The 17,540-nt window shown below is 66.5% G+C and carries 15 protein-coding genes, 1 tRNA gene and 1 other RNA gene; 4 read left to right on the forward strand and 13 right to left on the reverse strand.

The window, feature by feature from the left end; all coding sequences use genetic code 11:
* The 11 genes from mraY to sppA all read right to left on the reverse strand — a co-directional run bounded on the left by mraY (position 1) and on the right by sppA (position 11,423).
* Positions 1-1,110 carry a phospho-N-acetylmuramoyl-pentapeptide-transferase gene (gene mraY, locus ACYX4P_RS15615; RefSeq protein WP_248120290.1) on the reverse strand — a complete coding sequence of 370 codons (1,110 nt, stop codon included), beginning with the start codon at positions 1,108-1,110 and terminating at the stop codon, positions 1-3.
* Between the two features lie 9 nt (positions 1,111-1,119).
* Positions 1,120-2,538, reverse strand: a complete 1,419-nt coding sequence (locus ACYX4P_RS15620) for a UDP-N-acetylmuramoyl-tripeptide--D-alanyl-D-alanine ligase (protein WP_312570768.1) — start codon at positions 2,536-2,538, stop codon at positions 1,120-1,122.
* Positions 2,531-3,988, reverse strand: coding sequence for a UDP-N-acetylmuramoyl-L-alanyl-D-glutamate--2,6-diaminopimelate ligase (locus tag ACYX4P_RS15625; protein ID WP_248120294.1), 1,458 nt, complete (start codon positions 3,986-3,988; stop codon positions 2,531-2,533). The genes ACYX4P_RS15620 and ACYX4P_RS15625 overlap by 8 nt, the downstream gene beginning before the upstream one ends.
* Positions 3,985-5,769, reverse strand: coding sequence for a peptidoglycan D,D-transpeptidase FtsI family protein (locus tag ACYX4P_RS15630; protein ID WP_248120296.1), 1,785 nt, complete (start codon positions 5,767-5,769; stop codon positions 3,985-3,987). Before ACYX4P_RS15630 ends, ACYX4P_RS15625 begins: the two co-directional genes overlap by 4 nt.
* Positions 5,766-6,212, reverse strand: coding sequence for a cell division protein FtsL (gene ftsL, locus ACYX4P_RS15635; RefSeq protein WP_248120298.1), 447 nt, complete (start codon positions 6,210-6,212; stop codon positions 5,766-5,768). The genes ACYX4P_RS15630 and ftsL overlap by 4 nt, the downstream gene beginning before the upstream one ends.
* Complete coding sequence (gene rsmH / locus ACYX4P_RS15640) at positions 6,209-7,177, reverse strand: 16S rRNA (cytosine(1402)-N(4))-methyltransferase RsmH (protein ID WP_248120300.1); 969 nt, start codon at positions 7,175-7,177, stop codon at positions 6,209-6,211. The genes ftsL and rsmH overlap by 4 nt, the downstream gene beginning before the upstream one ends.
* Complete coding sequence (locus tag ACYX4P_RS15645; RefSeq protein ID WP_248120301.1) at positions 7,174-7,650, reverse strand: division/cell wall cluster transcriptional repressor MraZ; 477 nt, start codon at positions 7,648-7,650, stop codon at positions 7,174-7,176. The genes rsmH and ACYX4P_RS15645 overlap by 4 nt, the downstream gene beginning before the upstream one ends.
* A gap of 381 nt (positions 7,651-8,031) precedes the next feature.
* Positions 8,032-8,409: RNase P RNA component class A (gene rnpB, locus ACYX4P_RS15650), an RNA gene on the reverse strand.
* Between the two features lie 32 nt (positions 8,410-8,441).
* The gene (locus tag ACYX4P_RS15655; protein ID WP_248120303.1) at positions 8,442-9,203 is read right to left on the reverse strand and encodes an N-acetylmuramoyl-L-alanine amidase; all 762 of its coding nucleotides are present in this window, start codon (positions 9,201-9,203) and stop codon (positions 8,442-8,444) included.
* A 12-nt stretch (positions 9,204-9,215) separates the two neighbouring features.
* The gene (locus tag ACYX4P_RS15660) at positions 9,216-9,539 is read right to left on the reverse strand and encodes a hypothetical protein (protein WP_248120305.1); all 324 of its coding nucleotides are present in this window, start codon (positions 9,537-9,539) and stop codon (positions 9,216-9,218) included.
* 105 nt (positions 9,540-9,644) lie between these two features.
* Positions 9,645-11,423: a signal peptide peptidase SppA gene (sppA, locus tag ACYX4P_RS15665; RefSeq protein WP_292046028.1), complete on the reverse strand. Its 1,779-nt coding sequence runs from the start codon at positions 11,421-11,423 to the stop codon at positions 9,645-9,647.
* 214 nt (positions 11,424-11,637) lie between these two features.
* Between sppA and panD the strand changes: the two genes are divergently transcribed.
* Positions 11,638-11,994, forward strand: coding sequence for an aspartate 1-decarboxylase (gene panD / locus ACYX4P_RS15670; protein ID WP_248120309.1), 357 nt, complete (start codon positions 11,638-11,640; stop codon positions 11,992-11,994).
* 126 nt (positions 11,995-12,120) lie between these two features.
* On the opposite strand, the gene ACYX4P_RS15675 is transcribed toward panD, so the two are convergent.
* Entirely contained in the window at positions 12,121-12,921 is an 801-nt protein-coding gene (locus tag ACYX4P_RS15675) for an SIMPL domain-containing protein (protein WP_248120310.1), read from the reverse strand.
* Between the two features lie 214 nt (positions 12,922-13,135).
* On the opposite strand from ACYX4P_RS15675, the gene ACYX4P_RS15680 reads away from it, so the two are divergent.
* Positions 13,136-13,211, forward strand: a tRNA-Ile gene (locus ACYX4P_RS15680).
* 267 nt (positions 13,212-13,478) lie between these two features.
* Positions 13,479-14,012, forward strand: coding sequence for a YobI family P-loop NTPase (locus ACYX4P_RS15685; protein WP_248120312.1), 534 nt, complete (start codon positions 13,479-13,481; stop codon positions 14,010-14,012).
* A gap of 307 nt (positions 14,013-14,319) precedes the next feature.
* Here the strand turns inward: ACYX4P_RS15685 and ACYX4P_RS15690 are convergent, their stop codons facing one another.
* Positions 14,320-15,693 (reverse strand): transposase, encoded by a 1,374-nt coding sequence (locus tag ACYX4P_RS15690; RefSeq protein ID WP_248120520.1) that lies wholly within the window; start codon positions 15,691-15,693, stop codon positions 14,320-14,322.
* Between the two features lie 406 nt (positions 15,694-16,099).
* Here ACYX4P_RS15690 and ACYX4P_RS15695 point away from each other — a divergent pair, with 406 nt between their 5' ends.
* Positions 16,100-16,738, forward strand: a complete 639-nt coding sequence (locus ACYX4P_RS15695) for a TniB family NTP-binding protein (protein ID WP_248120314.1) — start codon at positions 16,100-16,102, stop codon at positions 16,736-16,738.
* Positions 16,739-17,540 lie beyond the last annotated feature (802 nt).

The following is a 17,540-nucleotide window of genomic DNA, read 5'->3' on the forward strand; positions in this document are numbered from 1 at the left end:
TCAACGCAGTTTCAGCGTCGACAGGCCGATCAGGGCCAGGGCGCCGGCGATGATCCAGAAGCGGATGACCACGGTGGACTCCGGCCAGCCCATCTTCTCGAAATGGTGGTGGACCGGCGCCATCAGGAAGATGCGCTTCTTGGTCAGCTTGTAATAGCCGACCTGGATCATGACCGAGGCGGCCTCGGCGACGAACAGGCCGCCGACGATGCCCAGGACCAGCTCGTGCTTGGTCATGACGGCGATGGCGCCCAGCGCCCCGCCCAGGGCCAGCGAGCCGGTGTCGCCCATGAAGATCTTGGCCGGGGGGGCGTTGTACCACAGGAAGCCCGCGCCCCCGCCGATCATGGCGGCGCAGAAGATGGCCAGTTCGCCGGCGCCGGGGACGTGGTGGATCTGCAGATACTGGGCGAAGACGAAGTTGCCGGCGAGATACGAGATCACCCCGAACGCGCCCGCCGCCATCATCACCGGCACGGTGGCCAGACCGTCCAGACCGTCCGTCAGGTTCACGGCGTTGGAGAAGCCCACGATGGTGAAGGCGGCGAAGGCCACATAGAACCAGCCGATGTTCAGCAGCACCGCCTTGAAAAAGGGGAATGCGATGGACGTCTCAAGCCCCGGCGAGGTGGGCGAGACGGTCATCCACAGAACGGTCAGGACGCCGGCGACCACGGCGACGACGGTCTGGGCCAGCAACTTCTGCTTTGACGTCAGGCCGGCCGAGGTCTGTTTGGTGACCTTGGCGTAGTCGTCGATGAAGCCCAGCACGCCGAAGGCGGCGGTGACCAGGCTGACGATCCAGATATAGGGGTTGGTCAGGTCGCCCCACAGCAGCACGGCCACGCCGATGCCGGCCAGGATCATCAGCCCGCCCATGGTGGGGGTGCCGACCTTGGACAGGTGGCTGACGGGGCCGTCGTCGCGGATCGGCTGGCCCCGGCCCTGTTTGGCGCGGATCCAGTTGATGAAGCGGCTGCCCATGGCGACGGCCACGATCATGGCCGTCGCCAGGGCCAGGGCCATCCGCACCGTCTGATACTGGACCAGGTTCAGCAGCGGATACTGGTGCGCGATGTCGGCGTAATAGAGGTAGAGCAGGTAAAACATGGGTGTCCCCTATCGCGTCGCGGGCGCCGTGTCGCGGCCTTGCAGATCCGCCAGGGCCTTGGCGACCAGCGAAGCCTTGGAGCCGTTCGATCCCTTGACCATGACGACATCGCCGGGCGCGACCAGAATGGCGGCTTCGGCGGCCAGTTCGGCGGCGGTCTCGCGCCAAAGGCCGCGACGCGACACCGGCAGGGCGTCGTAGAGCCAACGCATTTGCGGCCCGGCGGCGTGGACCAGATCAAGGCCAGCCGCGTCGATGGAACCGGCCAGGCCCTCGTGCAGGCTGCGGCTCTGGTCGCCCAGTTCGAGCATGTCGGTCAGAACCACGACGCGGCGGCCCGACACGGCGCGGGCGCCCAGGCTCTTGAACCCTGCGGTCATCGACAGGGGATTGGCGTTGTAGCTTTCGTCGATCAGGGTGAAGGCGCCGTCGACCAGGGCGACCTGGCGTGTCTGACCCCGGCCTGCCAGCGGCTGGAAGTCGGCCAGGGCCTTGAGACCCGTCTCCAGCGGCACGTCCAGCGCGTCCAGCATGGCCAAGACGCACACGCTGTTCAGGCCCCAGTGGGCGCCCGACTGAGCCAGGCGGTATTGCAGCGGCCGGCCGAACAGTTCCGCGGTGACGGTCGCGCCCTCCGCGTCCGGGCGGAAGTCCATCAAGCGGGCGTCGCAGCCAGCCTGGGTTCCGAAGACGACGAGACGGGCGTTCACAGCACGGGCGGCCTCGGCCAGCACGCCGGCGAAGGCGACATCGCCATTGGCCACCGCAGTCCCGCCGGGCACCAGGCCCTGGAAGATGGCCGCCTTCTCGCGCGCGACCCCGGCTTCGCCATCGGCGAAGGCCTCGATATGGACTGGGCCGACGGTGGTGACGCAGGCCGCGTGCGGCGCCACGAATCTGGACAGCGGCGCGATTTCGCCCGGCGCATTCATGCCGATTTCGAACACGGCGCGCTGGGTCTCGACCGGCATCCGCGCCAGCGTCAGCGGCACGCCGATATGGTTGTTGTAGCTCTTGATCGAGCCATGCGCCGGGCCCGCCAGATCAAGTCCCGCCTTGATCGCCTGGGTCACGCTGGTCTTGCCGACGCTGCCGGTGACGGCGCCGCGCTTCACCTGGGGCGCGCGTTGGCGGGCGGCGACGCCCAGCGCTTCGAGGCCGTGCAGCGTATCGGGGACGACGATGCAGGGCCCGCCCTCGACCGGATGTTGGACCAGGGCGGCGGCTGCCCCGGCGGCGAAGGCGTCAGCGGCGAACTCATGCCCGTCGCGGGCGCCCTTCAGCGCCAGGAACAGGTCGCCGCGCGCGATCTCGCGGCTGTTGTAGGTGACGCCCATGATCGGGCGGTTGTCGCCGTGCAGCACGCCGCCCGTGGCGGCGGCGACTTCGGCGGCCGTCCAGAGCGGGCGGGCGATGGCGTCAGGCATAAAGGGACAGGGCCTCGGAGACGACGGTGGCGTCGTCGAAGGGGTGGGTCACGCCCGCGACGATCTGCCCCTGTTCATGCCCTTTTCCGGCGATGACCACCACATCCCCTTCGCGCATCATTTCGACGGCGGCGGCGATGGCGGCGCGGCGGTCGCCGATCTCCAGCGCGTCGGGGCAGGCGGCGCGCACCTCGGCGCGGATGGCGGCGGGGTCTTCGGAGCGGGGATTGTCGTCGGTGACGATGGCGACGTCCGCCAGACGGCCGGCGATGGCGCCCATCAGGGGCCGCTTGCCGCGATCCCGGTCGCCCCCCGCGCCGAATACCGCGATCAGACGGCCGGTCGCATGGGGCCGCAGAGCGTTCAGCACCGTCTCCAGCCCGTCTGGCGTGTGCGCGTAATCGACATAGACCTCGCCCCGCCCAGTCTCGGCGCCGATGCGTTGCAGTCGGCCCTGCGCGCCCGTCAGCCCCTCCAGCGCGCCGATAACAGCGTCGGGGTCGTCGCCCGCCGCGATGCACAGCCCCGCCGCCACCAGGGCGTTGGAGGCCTGGAAGGCGCCGGCGAGAGGCAGCAGGATGTCGCGGACCTGGCCGCGCACGTCCAGGGTCAGGCGCTGCCCCTCCGGCGTCGCCTGGCGCCCGATCAGGGTCAGGTCGCGGCCCCGCTCGCCCACCGCCATCACGCCCAGACCCGCCATTATGGAGGCCGAGGCGAAGGCGGAATAGGCGTCGGAATCGGCATTCAGGACGGCGGTGCGGCCGCGCGGCAGCAGGGTCTCGAACAAACGCATCTTGGCGGCGCGATAATCCTGCATCGTGCCGTGATAATCGAGGTGATCCTGGGTCAGGTTGGTGAAGGCGGCGGCCTTCAGCGCCACACCGTCCAGCCGGCGCTGGTCGATGCCGTGGGACGAGGCCTCCAGCGCGACATGGGTCACGTCCTTCCTGGCCAGTTCGGCCATCAGGCGGGCGGCCTCGGCGGCGTCGGGGCTGGTCAGGCCGGGGCCGGTCAGGGCGTAGGTCTTGTCGCCCTTCTGACCGACGACGCCCAGGGTGCCCATGCTGGCCGACTTGTGCCCGACGCCCGCCCACAGCTGGCGGCAGAAGGCGGCGACCGAGGTCTTGCCGTTGGTGCCGGTCACGGCGACGCAGGTCTTGGGCTGGGCGCCGTAGAATCCGCGCGCGGCGATGGCGTAGGCGCGGCGCACGTCGCCGGACGTGACCAGGACCGGCGCCGCCGTATCGGGGGTGTCGGCGGGGGCCAGGACGGCGGCGGCGCCCTGGGCCAGGGCCTGGGGTATGAAGGCGCGGCCGTCGGCGGCCGATCCCGGCAGGGCGACGAACAGGGCGCCGGGCGCGACCTTGCGGCTGTCGGCGGTGACGCCGGTGATGACGGGATCGGAGGCTACGTCGCGGCGCAGCAGGTCGGACAGGTGAAGCGCGCTCACAGCCCGTCCCCCGCCACGTCCTGATAGGCGGGAACCTTCTCGCCCATGGCGGTGCGCCAGCGGTCCTCGCGCCGTTCCACGCCCAGGAAACCGGCGATGCGGTCGGCGATGTTGCGCACAGCCGGGGCGGCGACATAGGCGCCGGTCTTGGGATAGGTCCCCGGCTCGTCCATCACGATCAGGATGGCGTAGCGTTTGCCGTTCAGCGGACCATCGACTGGGAAGACCGCCGCGAAGGAGCCGAGGGCGTGGCTGGGGTCGTAGCGGCCGCCGACCAGCTTGTTGGCCGAGCCGGTCTTTCCGCCCACGCGCAGGCCGGGCGCATCGGCGAAGCCGCCCGAACCCTTGACCACATTGCGGCGCATCAGGTCCAGAATGGTGCGCGAGGTCTCTTCGGTGACGACCTGCTGGGGCTGGACGCCGCGCGCCCCGCCCTTGCGCAGGCTCAACGGGATCATCCGCCCGCCGTTGGTCAGGGCGCCCATGGCCTGTATCATCTGGGCCGGGGTGATCATGATGCCATAGCCGAACGACAGCGACGCCAGGGTCGAATTGTCCCAGCGGCGCGGCACGACAGGCTTGGCCGATTCCTTCAGCTCGATCCTGGCGGGGTCCAGCAGGCCCAGCCGCTGGAAATAGCTGCGCATCACGTCCGGCCCCATCTGCACCGCCAGTTGCGAGGTGCCGATGTTGGAGGAGTGCAGATAGACTTCCTCCAGGGTCATCACCCGGTTCTGGGCGTGGAAGTCCTTGATCTTGCGGTCGCCGATCTGGAAGGCCTGGGAGGCGTCGAACAGGGTGTTCATGTCGGCCCGGCCGGTGTCCAGACCGGCGGCGACGGTGAAGGTCTTGAACACCGAGCCCATTTCATAGTGGCCCGAGACGGCGCGGTTCAGCGTCGCGCCATCGGGCGCCGCGCCGCGATTGGCCGAGTTGAAGGTCGGCCAGGAGGCCATGCCCAGCACCTCGCCGGTCTGGACGTCGGTGACGATGCCCACCGCGCCCTTGGCCTGGGCCTTGATCGCTGCGGCGGCCAGTTCGTTTTCCAGCACGCCCTGAACGCGCAGGTCGATGGACAGGGGGAAGGTCTCGCCCCGCTGGCCCGCCGCGCGGATTTCGTCGTTGAAGGCCAGTTCGGCGCCGGACACCCCCTGCCCGCCCGTGTCGGCGTCGCCGATCAGGTGGACGGCCGAGGTTCCCAGCGGATAGGCGCGGCGATCCTCGGGCTCGAAGGTGACGCCGCCCAGAGCCAGGTCGTGGACGGCGGCCTTTTCCTGAGGCGTCAGGCCGGTCAGGGCGATCAGGCGGCGATCACCGGCCAGGACACGCTTCAGCCGGTCGCTGGAGATACGCGGCAGGGCGCGGCGCAGCTGGCGATAGGCCAGGTCGCGATCCCAGATCTCGGCCGGATCTATATAGAGGCCGTAGTGGACGATGTTGGTGGCCAGCAGTTCGCCGTTGCGATCCGTCAGATCGCCGCGCACGAGGGCGTCGGGATTGGCGCCGGCGCCGCGCCCGCCGCCGGGGGCCAGCAGCGCCTTATAGGACGCGCCCAGCGCCAGCCCAGCGAAGACGCACGAAAAGACGATCATGATCAGGAAGATGCGGACGCGCGTGTCTTCTTCCGGCCGGGCGTCGGCGCGGGCGCGTTCGAACCCATGCTCCAGCCTCCAGACCAGCTCGGACAGCCAGCGCCAGAACGGCGACAGACGGCCCTGCAACCGCTCCTGGAAGTCGCCACCCGGCGCGGGGCGGTGATAGCGATGGTCCTGAACGCTCATTGCTGCGTCTCATGAGCGGGCGCGGGCGCGGCGTCGTCGGCGATCGCGGGGGCGGCGGGCGTCGCGGCAGGGGCGGCGGCCGGCTTGGCGGCGGCGGCTGGCTTCAGGGCGGTCAACTGCCCCTCCCCCGCCTGGCGGTGGACGTCGACCGGGGCCATGCCGATCTGGCGCGACAGGGCCTCCAGCCGGGCGGGCTGCTCCAGTCGGGCGACCTCAGCCCGCAACAGGCGGACACGCTGACCGTTCTCGCGGATGTCCTGCTCCAGCTGGGCGATGCGGCTGCTTTCGCGCGCGGCGGCCGCCTTGGCGGCATAGACCGACACGATCATGATCGCGACCAGAGCCACACCGATGATCTCGACCCAGCGCACGCCGCGCACCTTCCAGTCGAACAGGCGCTGAAGGGCCGAGCGGGAATAGGTGAAGAAGGGCGCCGTGGTCATGCCGCAGCCTTCCCGGAAATCCCGCCCCAGGCCGGGGCGTCGGTTCGGATGGCCGCGCGCAGCTTCGCCGAGCGGGCGCGGGGATTGGTCGAACGCTCTTCGTCGCCCGCCTCGCGCGCGCCCTTGAACCGAAGCGTGAAGCTGGGCTTGCGCGGATCGACGGCCATGGGCGCGTGGCGCGAACCGGCGGGCGCATTGCCGGTGCGCTCCGTCAGGAAGGCCTTGACGATGCGGTCTTCCAGCGAATGGAAGGTGACGACGGCCAGACGGCCGCCGGGCGCCAGGGTCGCCTCGGCCGCCTCCAGCCCGCGCTCCAGTTCGCCCAGTTCGTCATTCACCGCGATGCGCAGGGCCTGAAACACCCGGGTCGCAGGATGAATCGGCGCGCCGCGACGACCGCCCAGAGCCTTTTCGACGACCTCGGCCAGATCCAGGGTCCGGGTGAAGGGTTGTTCGACGCGCCGGCGCAGGATGGCGGTGGCGACCCGGCCCGACTGACGCTCTTCGCCATACAGTTTGAAGATGTGGGCCAGGGGGCCGTGATCCCAGGTGTTGACGATGTCGGCTGCGGTTGCGCCGTCGTCGGACATCCGCATGTCCAACGGACCGTCGCGCATGAAGGAGAAGCCGCGCTCGGCCTGATCCAGCTGCATGGAGGACACGCCGATGTCGAACACGGCGCCGTCCAGCTGGGCCTCGCCGCTGTCGGCGAAGGCTTGCGCCAGACCCGAGAAGGGGGTGCGGATCAGTTGGAACCGACCGGGGAAGTCATTGGCGACCGCCTCGGCGTGCGGCTGGACCGTCGGGTCGCGATCCAGTCCGATCACCTGGGCGCCGGACTTCAGGATGGCGCGGGTATAGCCGCCGGCGCCGAAGGTGGCGTCGATCATCACATCGCCGGGCGCGGGCGACAGAGCCTCGATCACCTCGGCCAGCAGGACGGGGGCGTGCGGAGCGTCAATCACGCCCCACCTCCCGCCAGCTTCATCTGGGCCTGCAGCTTCAGGGCGCCGATCTGGGCCATGCCGGCCTTGGCCAGGGCGCGTTGTTCGGCGCGGCGGGCCGCCCATTTCTCGCGCGACCAGATCTGGAAACGGTCGTTCAGGCCGACGATGACGACGGTGTCGTCCAGACCCGCCTCGGCGCACAGGCTTTCCGGCAGGGTGATGCGACCGCCGGAATCATAGGCCAAACGCACCTGCTCGCCCATGACCTGCCACTCCAAGGCAGAACGCTCTTCGGACCCGAACGGCAGAGCCTCGATCATTTCGGCATAGACGGCGAACAGGCGGTCGCCGCCCGCTTCCAGGCAGTCGGCCTCGATAGAGGGGAAGATGAAAACGCCGCCGGCCGCGCCGTTTTCGGCCGTGCGGAAATCGTTGGGGATCAGGAGACGGCGCTTGCCGTCCAGCTGCTTCTCATAGGTCGAGAGAAACACGCCCTGCCCAATCGGACCCTTCCGGCCCGTCCCTAGATGCCTGACGAACGCCCGCCGCGCCCGCCTTTCAGCCCCAAATCATGATATTGGGATAGCATGGGACGAAATGGGCCTCAATGGGATCGAGACCAAGATTTAACCATGTTTTGACATGTGGCCACCTGAACACGCTCATAGAAGCGGAACATACATAGAACATCTTAAGTATTCACAGCCTGTGAAGCGTTCTAACCTTCGTTGGAGAGACAACAGGTTAACGAGCGCTGGACCGCGCATGCGCCATCAGAACGCTGAAATGCGGGGATAATCCGAATACGGACCACAGCAGAGCAACAGGCGTGCGAACCCAGACAGGCCGAGGGCCGACAGGCCCAGGGAAAATATGCCAGACGGCCTGTAAGCCGGGTTTTGTTCCGCTCCGAAAAGCGGCGACGATCATTCCTCTGGACCGACCATTGCTGATCGGTTCTCGCGACCTACCCGGACATCTGAGGCGGTGAACCCCGCGAGCGAGCCCGCGCGATGTCCCTATTTGGTCTTGCTCCAGGCGGGGCTTGCCATGCCGTCCCTGTTGCCAGGCACGCGGTGGGCTCTTACCCCACCCTTTCACCCTTACCGGCCTCGCAAGGCCGGAGGTTTGCTTTCTGTGGCGCTATCCCTCGGGTCGCCCCGGGCGGAAGTTATCCGCCGCCTCTTCACCGTGGAGCCCGGACTTTCCTCGACGGGATCAAGTCCCGCCGCGACCGCCCAGCCGTCTGGCGCGCGCTAGATGCGCGTAACCGGGCCGAAGGTCAATCCAGCACGCCCGTCACGCTTTCGGCGCTGGCGAGTTGAAGCAGGCCGACAAGGCGGGCGCGGGTTTCGCCGTCGGCGACGCCGTCGATCCGGCTGGGGCGCCAGTGACGCTGGAAGGCGCGGACGGCGGTTTCGGCATCCGCATCATAATCGCCGCCGGGCTTCAGCCCGTAGCCCAGGCGATGCAGACCGGCGCGCAGGACGATGACGCCGATCCCCTGATCCCCTTTCTGCAACAGGCCGCCCAAGGCCTGGATACGCTCGGGGGCCGGTTCGAACCACAGGCCGTGGCCAGCCTCGGCCAGACGTTTCCAGGGGAAGCGTTCTCCGGGATCTTCCTTGCGGTCCGGCGCCAGATCGGAATGGCCGATGATGCGGTTGTCGGGGATGGTCCAGCGGCTGCGGATGTCGCCGATCAGGGCGATGACGGCCGCGACCTGATCTTCGGGGAAGTCGCGATAGCCGAACTCATGGCCGGGATTGACGATCTCGATGCCGATGGAGGCGGCGTTGCAGTCGTCTTGGCCCTGCCAGACGCCGCGACCGGCGTGCCAGGCGCGGCGTTCTTCTGGCGCGAGTTGGAAGATGCGGCCGTCCTCCTCCACCAGATAATGAGCCGAGACCTTGGCCTCGGGATCGCGCAGGCGCGCCAGGGCCGCCTCGCCCGTTTGCATCCCCGTATAGTGGAGCACCAGCATGTCGGGCGGCGCACGGCGCGCGTCGAAGTTGGGCGAAGGCGCGTCGATGAAGGCGATCATGAAGGCGTGGCCTCAGCGGCCGTTGCGTTCCCACCCATAGGCGACCCAGGCGCCGTCCACCTTGTGCGCCTCGATCAGGTCGGGATCGCCGGCGCGGCGGCGCGGCGTCATGGTGCGCCGGGTCCGCATCACCAGACCGACCAGGAAGACCAGCACCCCCGCGAACAGGGCGATCACCGCCACCGCAGCGGCGGTGAAGACGGCCAGCACCGCACCGACGGCCATGGCGGCGACGGCCGCGATCACGCCGGCGAGCCACATCACCGAGGCGACCAGGCCGTTGGGACGGCGGCGGGCGGCGAAACCGATAGTGGCGAGACGTTCAGGCTGGAACATGGATCATCCTTTCAGGCGCTCCGGGGAACGCCTGAACCGCAATGTCGGTCCATCGGGGCCTGCGGTCAATGGACTGCGGCGCACGGCCGCGCTTCGGCGCCTCCGTCAGAACATCGGCTGTTCGGCCAGGACCACGGCGCCCTGGCTGCGCATCCTGTCGCTGTCGATCCGCTGCATCACCGCCTGGGCCTGGGGATCGGCCATCACCCCGCCCAGCATGACGAGGGCCTTGGCGGCTTCGGTCTGGACGCCGAACATTTCGGAAATGGCCTGCCACGGCGACTTCTCCTTGGGGAAATGCTTGAAGCGGACGGACTGATCGGCGGGAATCTTGGCCAACTGCCTGGCCTTGGCCACCGCTTCGGTCAGGCCGCCCAGCTGGTCCACCAGCCCCAGCGGCAGGGCCTGGGCGCCTGTCCAGACGCGCCCCTTGGCGATCTCGCGCACCCGTTCCGCAGGCAGTTTGCGGCCCGTGGCGACGCGGCTGATGAAGTCGTCGTAGATACGGTCCATCTGGCCCGAGAAGGCCGCGCGCTGGGCCGGAGTGAAGCTCTGGCCGGGCGAGAAGGCGTCGGCGTATTCGCCGCCCACCGTCAGGCCGCGCATATCCACGCCGAAGCGGCCCAAAGCGTCCGCCAGCACGAACTTGCCGCCGAACACGCCGATGGATCCGGTCAGGGTGGTCGGCTGGGCCACGATCCAGTCGGCTTCGGAACTGACCCAATAGCCGCCCGAGGCCGCATAGGCGCCCATGGAGACCACCACCGGCTTGCCGGCCGCACGCGCCGCGCGCACGGCGGCCAGAATCTGTTCGGACGCCTCGGGCGAACCGCCGGGTGACGAGACGCGGAAGACGATGGCCTTCACGTCCTTGTCCTCGATGGCGTCATAGATGGCCTCGGCCGTGTCGTCGGAATAGATGGACGATCCGCCGCCGAAGCCGCCGCCGCCGCCTCGGCCGGTCACGATGGCCCCCTCGCCGCCCACGATGGCGATGGCGTTTCGGCCCGAGCCGGCGCGTTCGCCCTTCTGGTTCAGATATTTGCCGAACTCGACGATCTCGGCGCCCTTGCCGGCGCGGGCCTTGACGGCGATCTCGGCCTCCTCGACCTGGCCGACCTTATCGATCAGGCGGTTGGCCAAGGCCTGTTCGGCCGTATAGGGGCCGGCCTCGATCAGGGTCTTCAGCGTCGGAGCCGTCGTCTTGCGATCCTGAGCGGCGTGGCCCAGGGCGCTGTCGTAGATGGAGGTCATCCAGGCGGTCATGGCCTCGCGGTGCGGGCCGGTGTAATCGCTCTGGGTGTATTCGTTTACGGCGTTCTTGTATTCGTAACGCTGCTCGAACTCGGCCTTCACCCCGTATTTCTGGAAGGCGCGGCCCAGGAACAGGCTGTCGGCCGAGAAGCCCGTGGCCTGGAAGCCGGCGGTGTTCTGCATCCACAGCTCCGACGCCGACGCCCCGACCATATAGGTCGACATCACCGCCCCAGCGGGCGCGAAGCCCTGGCTGTGGGCGATGACCGGCTTGCCCGAGGCGCGGAAGCGATGGATGGCCTGGCGCAGTTCGTCGGCGGTGGCCGGGGTCATGCCGCTTTCCGGCAGGCGGATCAGCACGGCCTTGACGCTGCTGTCGCCCTGGGCCTGCTGCAGGCCGTCGACCACACGGGTCAGGGCCAGGCCAGAGCCGCCGAAGGCCGCGAACGGATTGGACGACGGCTGGTCGCTGATCCCGCCGCGCAGGTCCAGCTCAAGCACCGTATTGGCCGGGGTCGTCGGCTTGGACGTCGAGGCGACGGCGACCGTCAGCAGCACCACGGGAATCACGACCACGAAGAGGATCAACCCGGTGAAGACACCCAGGACCGTCAGAAAGAATTGCTTCATCGGAGGGAAAACGCGCGCTCGCAGGCCGGAAATGGCCGGGCCAGCATAGGGGGCGCTTCGCCGTCGTCAAATGAAGGTGTCGCAAGATCGCGACCACTGCGGCCGCTCATGTTGCAATGCAGCGGCGGCGATTGATGCAGACGGCGAAAATCCCTATATGAGCGGCCTGTCGGCGCGGCCTGAAATCGCGCGTGTATTACGAGGAGACCGGGCGATGCTGGTCACCCTGATGAAGTCCAAGCTGCACCGGGCCACGGTGACCCAGGCCGATCTCGACTACGAGGGATCGATCGCCATCGACATGGATCTGCTGGACGCCGCGGGCATCTATCCGCACGAGCAGGTCGATGTGCTGAACATCACCAATGGCGCGCGCTTCACCACCTACGCCATCGAGGCCCCGCGCGGCTCGCGCGTCATCGGCGTCAACGGCGCCGCCGCCCGCCTGGTGCAGAAGAACGACAAGGTCATCGTGGTCACCTATGGCCAGATGCCCCATGAAGAGGCTCGTCAGTGGAACCCGAACGTGGTCCTGCTGGACGACGCCAACGAGATCAAGCACGCGGGCTGAAGCCGTCTCCTCTCCATGAGATGGGGAGGAGGACCGCAAAGCGGTGGAGGCGCTCCTTGCCGCCCACCCACCAACAAAAAAGGCCCGCCGTCGCCGGCGGGCCTTTCTTCGTTTCAGCCGATGGGATCAGCGGGCGATGTCGTAAACGCCCGAGATATCGATCCGCACCGACAGTTCGCCGGCCGAGACTGGGGTGCTTTCGGCACGATCCATGGCCACCGCGCGGGCGGCGAACATCGGCATCGGCGGCTGCGGCGCATAGCCGCCGCCCTCGGTCAGGTTGCGGATGCCCGACAGTTGGACGTTCAGCGACTGGGCGTACAACTGGGCCTTGGCCTGCAGATTGCGGACGGCCAGTTGGCGCGCCTGATTCTCGGCCGCCGTGGGGTCCTTCAGGCCAAAGCTGATGCCGTCGATCTGGTTGACGCCGGCCGCGACCACGGCGTCGGCCGTCGTCCCCACCTTGGTCAGGTCGTTGATGACCACCGTCACGCGGTTGACCGCCTGATAGCCGCGCAGCTTGGGCGGCTCGTTCTGTTGATAGTCATACTGGGCCGACAGGTTCAGGCCCGAGGTCTGGATGTCGCGCTCGGCGATGCCTGCGCGACGCAGGGCGGCGACAACGCGCGTCATCTGGGTGGCGTTATCGCGCATGGCGGCCTGGGCCGTCGGCGCCTCGGTCTGGACGCCGAAGGTGATGGTGGCCATGTCCGGCGCGGCCTTGACCTCGCCATAGGCCGACAGGTTCAGCGACGGCGCGGGCTGCATCATATGCATGGCTCCCATGGACGGTTCGGCGGTCTGGGCCATGGCGCGCGGCGTGGCGGCGGCCATGAAGGCGGCGGCGGCGACCGCGCCGCCCAGGGCCAGCGTCTTCAGGGCGGGCGCGGTCAGGCGTTTGGCGGGGGCCGTCAGGGTGCGGGTCATGCGGTTTGTCTCCGTATTCGATCCAGAAGCGACGGGCTCGTCGATCCGTTGCAACGACCTTGGCCGTTCTCGCCTGAATGAACGCCCTTCGTGGCTTTGCAGTTTCCGTTCATCTTCATGAATTCGACGAAACACGACCTTCTGACGCGCCGCCGCTTGGCAAGCCGCGCCCGCGCCTGCTAGGCGAACCTCCTTCCGCCGAGGCGCGCCTTGGGGGCCTGTAGCTCAATGGTTAGAGCCGACCGCTCATAACGGTCTGGTTGGGGGTTCGAGTCCCTCCGGGCCTACCACTCTGTCGGGACCACTTAGAAGTGGCTCAAAACCACTTAAGAGTGGCTTAGCGGATAGATTCATCTCTCCAGTGAGCAGCAGGGTGTCCACGCTTGCGTCAAAGCGGCGGGCGGAAATGTCCGCTGTCGGGTGGATATTTGTGATTGTGTTTGCTGCGCGCGCAGCATCATCACAGGACCGCGCGCATCGTCATCAGATTTGAGCAGGCTTTTGCGGCCGATTGACCGATGTTAGTCGATCTCTTGGGCGCACGGGGGGCTTACGCCATGAAGAAACTGTTCGAATTTCGAGCGAAATTGTCTGGCTGGGTTGCATCCGTCGCGGATTGGCTTGCTCCCAATCCTGCGGCTGATGAGGACAAGTCCAGATTCGTCGACCTCGCCCCAACCGACAAAGCGGACGAAGCAGGCATATATTCAGCGGCGTTGACGGAGGCGACCAACAATCCCCGCGTGATGAACATCGCGCTTACCGGACCCTACGGGTCAGGCAAGAGCAGCATCGTAAAATCGTTCCTGAAACGCTATAAGCGCCCGGCATTGCAGATCTCGTTGGCGGCGTTCATGCCCGAGGCCGTACCCACTGGTATGGCGGTCGGAAGACAGGAAATCGAGCGCAGTATCCTTCAGCAGATGCTCTACGGCGCCGACGCCAATCGCCTGCCGCTGTCCAGGTTCAAACGCATCCAGTCGCCCGGCCGATGGTCCGGGATCATGAAGACGCGGAACATCATCTCGTCGTGGAGTAGAGAGACAGGCTTCTTCGGTGACAGCATTCGCATTAATTTATTCAGGAAATAGGTGCAATCGACCAAGGTGTGCGGATGCATCATGTTAGCTTGCGCCCGCCTGAGCAGCCCTTACGCCGAGGTTAGGCTAGGCTGATGCCGATGCGTGTGCCGGCGACAAGGGCAGTTTAGCTACGGTGGCGGTACGGTTGCCGCCAGAGCACGATCTCTGACCGTGTGAGTCAGTGAGGCGCTGACTCAGACCAAGCCAATGACGTCTGCTTGTCGGTTGGAAATCAATGTCCACTATTGGCGGATTTCGTTGAAAAGGCGGCTGCTGAGATCGCCGCCAGTGACGGACGCTGCGGTTTATTCTCGCCTCACGCGGTCGCCGGCGTCGTTGGTGGGATCAGTTTGGCCATTTTGCGCAGGTTCTGGGCGGTGGCGGCGAGGAGGAACTCGTCCTTGGCGCCGTTGGGGCCTCTCAGGCGCAGTCGGTCCAGCTTCAGGATGCGCTTGAGGTGGGCGAACAGCATCTCGACCTTCTTCCGTTCGCGCCGGGAAACGACGTAGGCGTCGGTCTTGGCGATGTCGCGGGCGAAGTCCCGGGCGCCTTCGTGGATTGAGCGCGTGACCTTGCGCATCGGCGTGTTGGGGCAGCAGCGAGGCTTGAGGGCGCAGGCCCGGCAGTCGGCCGTGCTGGCGCGATAGCGCAGGGTGTCATCAGGCGGCGCCTGGGTCCGGGGCGTCGAGAAGACGCGCCGACCGTGGACCAGCGTCTTGCCCGCCGGGCAGCGGTAGAGGTCCTGGGCGTGGTCATAGGCGAAGTCGCTGCGTGAGAAAGTCCCGTCGACCCGCTCGGATTTGTCGATGACAGGGATGTGGGGCTCGATGCCCTGATCGTGGACCAGCCAGTCCAGCATCTCGGCCGAGCCATAGGCCGTGTCCGCCGCCAGCCGGGCAGGCCACAGATCATGATGCTCGCGCGCACGCTCGATCATGGTGCGGGCCGCCGTCACCTCAGCCTGGCGCACCGCCGTGCACGGCTCGACATCGACGATGATCGCGTGGTCCAGGTCGATCAGATAGTTCGTCGCATAGGCGAAAAAGGCCAGACCCTTGTTGGCGCCGGTCCAGCGCGAGGCCGGGTCGGCTGGCGAGATGAACTTGGGCGTCACCGGGGTGGCGCCGCCGAAGGCTGCGTCGTCAAGCACGGCCAGATACTCGTCGATCGCGCGGCTGGCGGCCTCGGGCGGCAGACCTTCGTCGCCGGGCACGCAGCGCTGGCGGTTGGCGTCAGCCTTGATCAGGCTCGCATCGACGGCGAAGCGCTCACCGCCGACCAGACCCTCGGCCATGCAGCGGCGCAGCACCGTCTCGAACAGTTCCAGCAGCAAGTCGCTGTCGCGGAAGCGGCCATGGCGGTTCTTCGAGAAGGTCGAGTGGTTCGGCACGTCGCCGTCCAGGCCCAGCCGGCAGAACCAGCGATAAGCCAGGTTCAGGTGGACTTCCTCGCACAACCGCCGCTCCGAGCGGATGCCGAAGCAGTAGCCGACCAACAGCATCCGGATCAGCAACTCTGGGTCGATCGAGGGGCGACCGATGGTGCTGTAGAACGGCGCCAGATGCGCCCGCAGCCCGTCCAGTTCCACGAAGCGATCAATCGCCCGCAACAGGTGATCCGCCGGCACATGCCGCTCCAGCGAGAACTCGTAGAACAGGGCTGACTGATCGACCCGCCGTTCGCCCATCATCGCCGCACCTCCGGTCTCAACGACCAGAGTGAATCAGCGCGGCGCCCTCATGCCAATTGCCGGAGGCTGCCTTTTTCAACGAAATCGGCGCTTGGCAGACTTCGCTGCACGACCGTCGATCGGTCGTGAAACGCTACCGCTAACTTCAGCCCCTCCCCCGATCGTGCAGTGGCTTCGTGGCGCAAGGATTCAGCGACGTCCTTATCACGCTCGACCTACGCAGTTCGATGTTGAGCCATATCAACAGCTTTCGTCACTTGCCGGCTCGTTAGCGTCGTTGATCTACAGATAGCTGGAAAGTCGATCCGCCCATCCAGGCACTTCGAGACATGGATTTGGCCCTCCCGCACCGCGACAACTCGACACTATCAGATGTTTGACAAAAGATATGCTTCTAGGACGCCCTATGAGTGTCCGCTCTGAACAAACGCGCGCCGAACTCAATGACGGGATTGCCGCCAAGATCGCGGCATTCAAAGAGGTTTTCATACCTTACCCGATCCATATGTCGCTGCACGTCGAGCTGGACTACCTGCAAAAGCTCGGCCGACAGACCGTGGGTCAGCCACAGATGGGGCTGCGCGTATTGGGTCCTACGGGATCCGGCAAAACATCCGCCATTCTGGCCTATATCGCCGCTGTGGAGCGGAGACGGCCTAGAACAGCGACATTCGTCCCTGTCCTGAAGGTGGATTTGGAGCGCGGATCGACACCCAAAAAGTTCATGATGTCGATACTCCAGGCATATGGGGATCTGCACGCCGGTCATGGCAATGAGCTGGCCCTAAAAATCCGCGTCTTTGCCTGCTTCGAGCGGTTCGGGACTGAGCTGCTCATCGTGGATGAGTTCCAGCACCTCAACTATCGCAACGGGGTCAAAAACGATGTGACGGATACGCTGAAGGGCATGCTCGACGCCGGCATTGTCCCGATGGCCTTTCTCGGAACAGAGGAAGCCTCGCCCATGTTCGTGCGAAACCTACAGCTCAACGGACGCTTGCTGCCTCCTTGCGACCTGATCGACCCGTGTCCGGCGACGTCGTAATCTAGTGGCGTAACTGGCAGAGGCCGCCATGCGGCGATGGCCGCACGGGCCTCTTCAAGAACGTCTGGCGCGAACCGGCCGACTGCGTCGTCGCAGAGCTTCAGAAACCGCCGCTGCAGCCGCTCAAGGGTCAGGTCGCCATAGCCGAGGTCTTGGCTGTCCTTACTTACAAGGACCGGCGGCGTTGGGCAGGAGGCGATCCAGTCCCGATAGTCGTCCGGGCTCTCGCCTTGACTGAGGATCAGGACGGTGAATGGAGCGACATCCGGAATCGGTTGGGATCGGATCGCTCGAGGAGACTGGGGGTGGACCTCCAGCGGTGCCGTACCGCACAGACGTCGGGACAAAAAGCCAGCATGGTGCTCCGGCATGAAGTCAAGGATGGTCGTAGGCAGGCAGGAGAGCGCACCCAAATAGGGACTAGCTTCGCACAGCTGAAGCGAGAAACCCGCCAGAGGGGTCGCCTCTTCAGGCCGCCAATCAGGTACGGTCGGGACATAAACGATAGTCGTCAGAATGCGTTCGAGCATGGCCCAAGCCTAGCTGGACGTCCGGCATCGACAAAGCTGATGTGCGATTATCTCAGTTCGTTGCAACACATCTCGCAGACGCATCGAAGTCTAAGAGTTGGCAATATCTGGTGTTAGCGCTGACCTGCGACGACGTCCTCCCTAAATCCAAATCGACTGAGGCACTGTTAAGTGGTCAGCTAACATGCGGGCGGAAAAATTGAGCGGGTTTTCAACCAGCGCCTGAGCCAATCTTAAGTGGTCCCGACACACTCCCTGTCAAACGAAAACGG

Source organism: Brevundimonas sp. ABV4_179, from assembly GCF_056311945.1.